The sequence below is a fragment of the Phocaeicola sp. genome (genome assembly GCF_048170425.1).
In the GTDB taxonomy this organism is placed as follows: Bacteria; Bacteroidota; Bacteroidia; order Bacteroidales; family Bacteroidaceae; genus Phocaeicola.
This window is the reverse complement of record NZ_DBEXBB010000103.1, coordinates 1-7943: the sequence shown is the minus strand read 5'-3', so window position 1 is coordinate 7943 and position 7943 is coordinate 1. Positions and strand designations below refer to the sequence as shown.

Below are 7943 nucleotides of genomic sequence, written 5' to 3'. Positions count from 1 at the left end.
TATATAGTTTGAATAATCCTGCATTTAGTGATTACTATTTTGCTCTTTCCGGGCTTATAGACTTTTAATGTTTATACCCTGATTATTTGTAAGCATTCGGACAAATACACCTTTTACACCTTGAGGTTTGATTGTAGCTTTGCGGCAGCGAATACAATCAAACCTCAATTATTATGAATAGACAGGAATTTGAAGAATTGGAATTGCAGGTACAACAAAGCGGCCTGCCGTTGAAGTCGTACCTGCAACAGACAGGTGTAAGTTATTCAACCTATCATTACTGGCGTAGAAAATGTTCCGTTGACAGGAACAGTGTTAAACAGGAGCTGGCTCCCATCAGTTTTAAACAGTCAGTCATGGAATCGTCCCCTGAAGGACAAGTGCCGCATGGCGTGTCCGTTCTGTTTCCCAACGGTCTTCGTGCCCACTTCGGGAACGGTTCAGAAGAGATACTGATGGAGCTGTTCACCCAAAGTCTTCGAGGCGGCCATGTTTAACCTGAACGACACGATGCGCTACTTCCTGTGTCCGGGCAGGACAGATATGCGCAAGGGTATCAGTTCGCTGTGCGGAGTGGTACATGAGAAGATGAACAGAGAAGTGAAGAATGGTGACGTCTTCATCTTCATCGGTTCCAGCCGCAGGTTCATGAAACTGCTTCATGCGGAAGACGGAGGTATGGTGATGTATGTAAAACGCCTGGAGGCAGGCCGCTTCAAACTGCCGGAGTACGATCCCAAATCAAACAGCTATCCCATGGAATGGCGCGACCTGGTGATGATGGTTGAGGGCATTCAGGAAAATCCGCAGCAGAGGCTCCGGCGCCTGAGGGCAGAGCGTAAGGAATATCATGTATAATATGCTCCCGGAGTGAACAAAAGTGCGGATATTATTGTGTAATCCGCTTATGTTTAGTATATTTACATAAACAAAACAGTTGCGGACAATGGATGAAAAGGATATACTGTTCAAGACGATAGAAGGGTTGAATGCCTCCATTGCTTCGTTGTCTGCCACTAATAAGGATCAGGCGGAACAGATTAAGAATCTGCAGGAACGAATCAAAGAGTTGACGGCTCAGATTGCATGGCTGAACCGCCAGCTCTTTGGGCGTAAGACAGAAAAGCTTCCCGTATATAATCCCGATATGCCCGACCTTTTTGCCGAAGAGTTTGCCGGCCTCCGGCATCAGGCGGAAGAAAAGCGTGACGAGGCCGTGGAGCAGATAGAAAGGGAACCGGTGGAAGTCCGGAAGCAGAAGCGTCAGAACCGCAAAATGACAGAGGATCTGCCCGTACTCGAAACCGAGGTTATAGAGCCGGCCGGTGTGGACCTGTCCTTATATCGTAGGATTGGCAAAGAGGTAACCAAAGTGGTCAAGCACAAACCGGGGATGCTCTATGTCAAGGAAATCATCCGTCCCAAATATGCGCTCAAGGACAGCACCCGGCTTCCTCCCGCGGGGAAGAAAGGCGTGGAGATTGCCCCCATGCCGCCGATGCCCGTCGACAAGTGCATCGCCGACACCAGCCTGCTTACCGAGATACTGCTTCAGAAGTATGAATATCACGTCCCGTTCTACCGGCAGATACAGCAGTACCGTCATCTTGGAATGAAAGGCCTTACGGAAAGCACACTGGAAGGATGGTTCAAGAAAACGGTGGAGCTGCTCAGGCCTCTGTACGAGGAACTCAAGCGTGAAGTCTTTTCCTGCGACTACGTACAGGCTGACGAAACTACCGTTCCGGTCATCAGCAGGGAAAAGCGCAGGGCCGACAAGGAATATCTCTGGATGGTAAGGTCGGTCATGGAGAGACTGGTCATCTTCCATTACGACGAGGGTTCTCGGGCCGGAGCGGTCATCGAGTCCCTGGCAAATCAATATCACTTCAAGGGTTATCTTCAATGCGACGGTTTTGCAGGCTATGAGACAGCCTTCAGGGCCAACCCCGACGTGCGGCTGCTCAACTGCCTGGTGCATATCCGCCGTCATTTTGAACAGGCTCTGGATGAAAACCGGGAGATGGCCGAACATGGCCTGACCCAGATACGGCATATTTACCGGATTGAACACTGCTGCGATAAGGCGGGCCTGTCGTACGACGAGCGGAAGACGAAGCGCCGGGAACTGGCCGGACCTGTCATGGATGCCATGAGAGTGTGGATGGAAACGGAAGGAATCAAGTACAGCCCCAATTCCCAGATCGGGAAAGCCATCACGTATGCCTATACCCGATGGGACAGTATGATGGGATGTCTGGAGGACGGACGCCTGCTTTGGGATAACAATCTGGCTGAAAATGTCATCCGGCCGATTGCTCTGGGACGGAAAAATTACCTCTTCTGCGGCAACCATGAGGCAGCGGCTAATATGTCGGTCATCTGTTCCCTGCTGGCCACCTGTAAGGCACATGATGTAAACCCAAGGGATTATCTCAATGATGTCATTGCCCGAATGCCCTATCACAAAAAGACTACTCATGAGGAACTGCTGGAACTGCTTCCACATAAATGGAAGCTGCAACATCCGGAAAGTGCATTGACAAAACAAGAAGAGAAATCTAGTGCCGATGCTGATTGCAACATATAGGTGCAACAAAATAATCGCGACTGCAACTATTAGGTTTATAGTGACAGTCGCTATTGTTGTATATAAAGGTTCAATACCTGTAGTTTAACGAATGCTTACCTATCAACTTGAGCGGGAAACATCTATAAAGCAAGGCTTTTGGCTGAAAATAAAAATCCTCACAAATTATGGGGGATAGAAAGAGATTCTTTTGGGAAGTATATCGTTTGTTTCCTGCGATGTTATAAGCAATATTCTTATATAGAAATATATATGAGATTATTGTTTTTGAAAAAATGCAGTCCACAAGTCTGGACGGTCTGTGATAATCCCATCTACCGGACAAGCTTTCCAGTTATTGGGCTCCTCTAGAGTCCATATTTTTACTTCTTTACCTTGTGCATGAATTTTCTTTAATAATGCGGGAGTTATTGCTTGATAATGAAAATTGAAGGAGGAGATATAATGGTATTTTTTAAAGCTGAAATAGGTAAATGTACCGTCAAAAATGACTGGAATCCATTGTAGTTTAAAAATAATCAGCTTCTCTAGTCGCACGGTATGATCTAATGCGTGTAATGTTTCTAGTACACTGTCATTGAATGATTGTACTATAATCCATTGGGATGCGTGATGTGCCTTGATAGATTCCAGAAGTTTTTGTTCAATGCCTTGATAAAGGTTGTTTGTTCTTTTTATTTCTATCAGGAGACGACACCGCCCGTTTATCAGTTTGAGAACTTCATCTAAGGTAGGAATCTTCTCATCTGTTTCCTCTCCGTTTTTATCTACAATATGGAATTTACGAATTTCATTTAGTGTCATTTCGGCTATTTTACCTGTTCCGGTAGTAGTACGGTCTATTGTCTGGTCATGGCAAACAACTAATTCCCCGTCTTTAGTCAGATGGATGTCAATCTCTATCATGTCAGCTCCGGCTTGAATCCCTTTTTTGATACATTGCAGACTGTTTTCCGGTGCCATTCCAGCCCCTCCTCGATGTCCTACGATTAGCATTTTATGATTTTCCTTTGGGAGATTTTCTTTATCAGTAAAAAAATTCACGATGTAAGGCATGGCTGTGTAAATTATTAGAAAAAGAAATACAATGGATATAAGGTAGATGCATTTTTTCATATAATCAAAGTTTTAGCTTAAATAGGTGTTTTAGCAATATGCGCACTACTTGGTCATACCAGGAAAAGCAATTCGGTGCGTTAACGGAGGTACACATGGCTTCGTATGCAAAATTATCAATTGATTCCTCAAAAAGCAATCCCCATGTGAGGAATTTGCCGAATTTGTGGGTAAATAGGTCGGATAGGGTTTCCCCGCTAGGATTATAGCTCAAAATCTCTTCTCTGTACGTAGGGATTCCGGGAAAGCTTAACCCTATAAGCTCTTTTTTGATGAAAGTATCGGTTTCTGTTTGATAATAATTTTTAGCGGTACTCAATACATTGCCTACCACCTTAGTAAGATTATATTGATATAATCCGTTTCTGCTTGTGTTTTTTTCATCAATTTCCTTTACTTTTTCGGCTGTGTCATATTGTATAAGTATATATTTTAGCAACTCCATCGCAGTATGGATGTAGCCAAAATCTGTGATAAGCTCAGAAATGTTTTCGATGAGATGGATAAGTAGTTCTTTGTCTTTTTCACGAATTGCTATGTCTATAAGTTCATAAAACATGGGAACACATTTGCTGTCTCCTTCGTGGATGGTTCCGTCTCCGCCATTGGCGCAATACACCACACAGTACCACGTCATTACATTGCGTTTGTATAATCCGTTTGGATTAGCTTTGTGACTGTTGGGAGCTTTGAATAATCCTTTGCAGTGTAAAGTCCATATTTTACTTTCTCGTGTGTAAATTTCGGTTAGTTCCTGAAGGTTCTCTTTGGTGTACAGAGCTATCTGAAAAAGTACATAAAGCATTGACATTTGCGAATAATCAAACCATTCAGATTGCCGGTATTCATCAGTAAAGAATTTTTCGACACATGGCTTTATGTTTTGCCACTTGCAGACTCCCATGATGACAAGAATTCTTTCTAATGTGAAGTAGGTAAAGCTGTCTCCTGTTTTGTAGGCTGACAGTATGTAGGGATGAAAAAATTTGAACCGTTCTTCCTCTTTCAAACATGCAGGCGAGTTCTTGCATTCATGATATTTACTGTGGTGCCACACAAAGCTCATCGCTTCTTTTATACATTCGCGTGTCCATTTTTCTTGTTGGCAAGGGGAGAGAAATTCGGGTTTGTTCCAGAATCCCTGGTATTCTATCGCATTGTTTACATAAACGGCTTGGAATGTAATTTGTTTGCGCATTAATATTTGTAACACGGGCATAAATATGCGAAGCAAATAGAAGTTTAAAGTGAAATACCTTGCCATACATTCTATTTCTTGCAACATATTCTTTACGATTACCCCGTCTTTTTGTCGTTTTACAAGTTCATCTATCATCAGTAGTGTACCTAGTCGCGTAGCCGTTTCAAAGAATATGAAAGAGCGTTTCCGTGTGTGCTTCCTGCTCATGTTGAATAGTAGTGGACGCGATTTAACGAGACGGAACATTTGAAGGATGATGCTTTCACACAGGTTTCTTTTCAAGGGAGTATAATCCAATGTATGTGTTTTGTTTGATAAGTAGTAAGTGTACATACAAGCATCGTTCCGTACATCGTGTATCGGATCTAGCATTAATCTCCATAAAAACTTCAGGGCATCATTCTTGTAAAGATTCTCATTAAAATAATCGGTCAGTAGAATTCCATTTATTGTGCTGACAGAGGCCAGTTTGCGCAGTCTGATGACTGGAGCCAGTTTTTGGGAGAGTAGTTTATAGTTTGCGATAACTTCTTCATTGGCTTGATTCGATTCTATTTTTTTGTTGATGGAATTTAACTGCGAAATTAGTTCGTTACCATTGGCTATCTTTTCAGACAGCATTTTGTCAATCAGGCAGAAAAGCTCATTTTCGTAATTCTCCCTAATTAACATATTCATAACCTCGGTCAGAAGCTGCATTACGATGTAATTGTCGCCATGAAGGGCTGTAAGTTCTAATAAAGTGGAGTAATTTTGAGTTTCCAGACAATCGATGACCAGGGCGTTTCTTATTGTGCCGATGAATACAACGTTTACCGTTGCTTGATCAAGGGCCTCTAAATACGCTTCTGCCGGAATGGGTTTTGATTTTTCCATCCCCTTTTTACGCTGGAACTTGATAAACGAACGTGCCATAATAAACTCAAAGAACCGTTCGTAAACAAATGTGATTTCATTCACAGGGCTGTTGTCAACGATTCGTTCTGTTTCTCGTAGAATGGGACGCTCGGCTTTATTTAGCAATTCGGCATAAGCAATGCTGATACCATCTTTTTTATAAATTTTTCTAGAGAGGTCGTATAACGCTGAGTCTGTTTCATGGTAAGCTTCTTTAAGGCTTTCTGTAGAGATTGTACTGACAGGAAATCCTTTCATGTATTTATTTAGCAGGTAATCGCCTATACATGAGATAATATCGTATTGCAGATTTCCTGCATACGAATTTCTTATGTCGCACAGCATTTTGTTGAATAGTGAAAGGGAGGTATAGTCTATTGCGCTTTCAGATAAAGATTTTCCCAGATAGTTACTACTTGCAAATTTTAAGATCAGCGGGTCTTTTAAGCGAATCAGTATTTTTTTGTCAATGTGCTCATATGATGTCGTCATTTGATAGAGGCGCTGATAAATATGGTACGCTTGTTTTATTTCCGTATCTGTAAAGTTTCTGATAGCTAAATCCTCTTCATCACCGGCATGATAAATATAGGTTGCATCTGTGGTACAATGTCTTTGAATGAGATTTTTCCAGGTATAAAACCGGCATGTGAACAAGACTTTAAACCGGGGGAATTTTTCCTGTACAAGCAGTTGTCTGATAGACTTGTATAGATGTAGTGGTCCTTCTTCCTGCCCATCGCTATCGTAATAGTGAAGACATTCATTTATGGCATCGAAGAAAAAATATACATAGGCTTTATTTTGTTCTGCCTTTTCGTGTAATGATGTCAGTAAACGTGCTATAGGTTTCTTGAAGTTATAACCGAACAGCGCCTTGATTTTCTGCTCCAGTGTGTAATTGCTGAAATCTGCTCCATTGAATATCAGGACGGCTTTTTTCTGTTCCAGTAATTTTTCTGTCCAATAGCATAGCTGACTGGTCTTTCCTTGTCCGGCTTCGCCTAGCAATGGGAAAAGAGTTTTGTCGCTTTCCCAGAATTGATAGAGAGTAGATGTAAGTCGTTCACGGTCGACGAACAACTCCTGATTGTACTTCTTTTCTTTGTAGATTCGCTTCATGAAGCCCATGGACTCCTTGGTCATACAGGTTTTCAGTTCCTCCCAGTTTAATTCTTTGGAAATATCAAATGAAGGAATTATATTTTGGAAGCAAGTGTCAATTTCCTCATTTAACGCATCACTGATGAAAGTAATGGCATTCTCATTCGAAGAGATGTAGGAGGCATTTTCATCCTTCAACGACTGGAATACATATACATGTCTTTGAGGGTTCAGGAATATTAGCGGAAATAAGTCGGTAATTTCAGCCTGGTCATTAGGGCCTTCCCGATATACGTAATAATGTAAAGGCGATGGAGAATGCAGGTGTTGAGGCACAGACGGAAGTGCTTTTGTTTCGATGCTTTTTAAGTTCCATGCAGTGCCGGTTTCATCAATGGCATAAAATTGGTAATCAGAGAGAGCCGACAAGCCATTCAGCATTTTCATTACTCGTTCCTCTAAAGTGTATAGTACTCCTCTATAGATTTCTTCGGAAAGCGTGGTGCTATGTCCCTTGTATTCATTCCTTATTTGCACAATGCTTGCTTCTTTCTTTCCTCCTAGAAGAATATTTCCGTGTTTTGAGCAGACATGCATTCGCATGGACTTGACAAAAGAATGTTCTGGGAGTTCTATGGAAGCTGTTGTCAGTAGTGGAATAAAGAGGTCATTAACCCAGTCGCCGAATGACAGCGGACGTTTATTGTCTATTTTATTTACAACAGAACACAGTACTTTGTGTGTGGTGTTGTTTGTCGTTTTTTGCTTTAAAATGAAGAATAGAAGAATCGAAGCATATTGGACTGAGATTTCGAAAAAATCTAATACATGGTTCATTGCTGCTCCGTATTGTTCTGTTCTTATTTTCTGGGTAGCCTGATAAATAGGGAAGGAAAGAGTATAAGGAAGATTCTCAATATGCTGTGACAAAAGTCGGGAATATTGTTCGGAGATTTCCAGAGAATAATCTTGTAGGAAGATGTATTTTGCCATAAGTAATAGATTTAGTGGGACGAATAACCGAAAGTACATTAA

5 protein-coding genes are annotated in these 7943 nt (G+C 41.9%); 3 read left to right on the top strand and 2 right to left on the bottom strand.

Annotated elements, in window-relative coordinates:
• The first annotated feature begins 173 nt into the window (after positions 1-173).
• The 3 genes from tnpA to tnpC all read left to right on the top strand — a co-directional run bounded on the left by tnpA (position 174) and on the right by tnpC (position 2590).
• Positions 174-497, top strand: coding sequence for an IS66 family insertion sequence element accessory protein TnpA (gene tnpA / locus ACMJ0U_RS04300; protein ID WP_417128399.1), 324 nt, complete (start codon positions 174-176; stop codon positions 495-497).
• The gene (gene tnpB, locus ACMJ0U_RS04295) at positions 490-858 is read left to right on the top strand and encodes an IS66 family insertion sequence element accessory protein TnpB (protein ID WP_417128398.1); all 369 of its coding nucleotides are present in this window, start codon (positions 490-492) and stop codon (positions 856-858) included. The genes tnpA and tnpB overlap by 8 nt, the downstream gene beginning before the upstream one ends.
• Before the next feature lie 88 nt (positions 859-946).
• Complete coding sequence (tnpC, locus tag ACMJ0U_RS04290) at positions 947-2590, top strand: IS66 family transposase (RefSeq protein ID WP_417128397.1); 1644 nt, start codon at positions 947-949, stop codon at positions 2588-2590.
• 258 nt (positions 2591-2848) lie between these two features.
• Here the strand turns inward: tnpC and ACMJ0U_RS04285 are convergent, their stop codons facing one another.
• Positions 2849-3706, bottom strand: a complete 858-nt coding sequence (locus ACMJ0U_RS04285; protein ID WP_417128395.1) for a glycerophosphodiester phosphodiesterase — start codon at positions 3704-3706, stop codon at positions 2849-2851.
• 4 nt (positions 3707-3710) lie between these two features.
• A complete protein-coding gene (locus ACMJ0U_RS04280) occupies positions 3711-7901 on the bottom strand; it encodes a hypothetical protein (RefSeq protein WP_417128394.1) in 4191 nt (1396 codons plus the stop codon).
• Positions 7902-7943 lie beyond the last annotated feature (42 nt).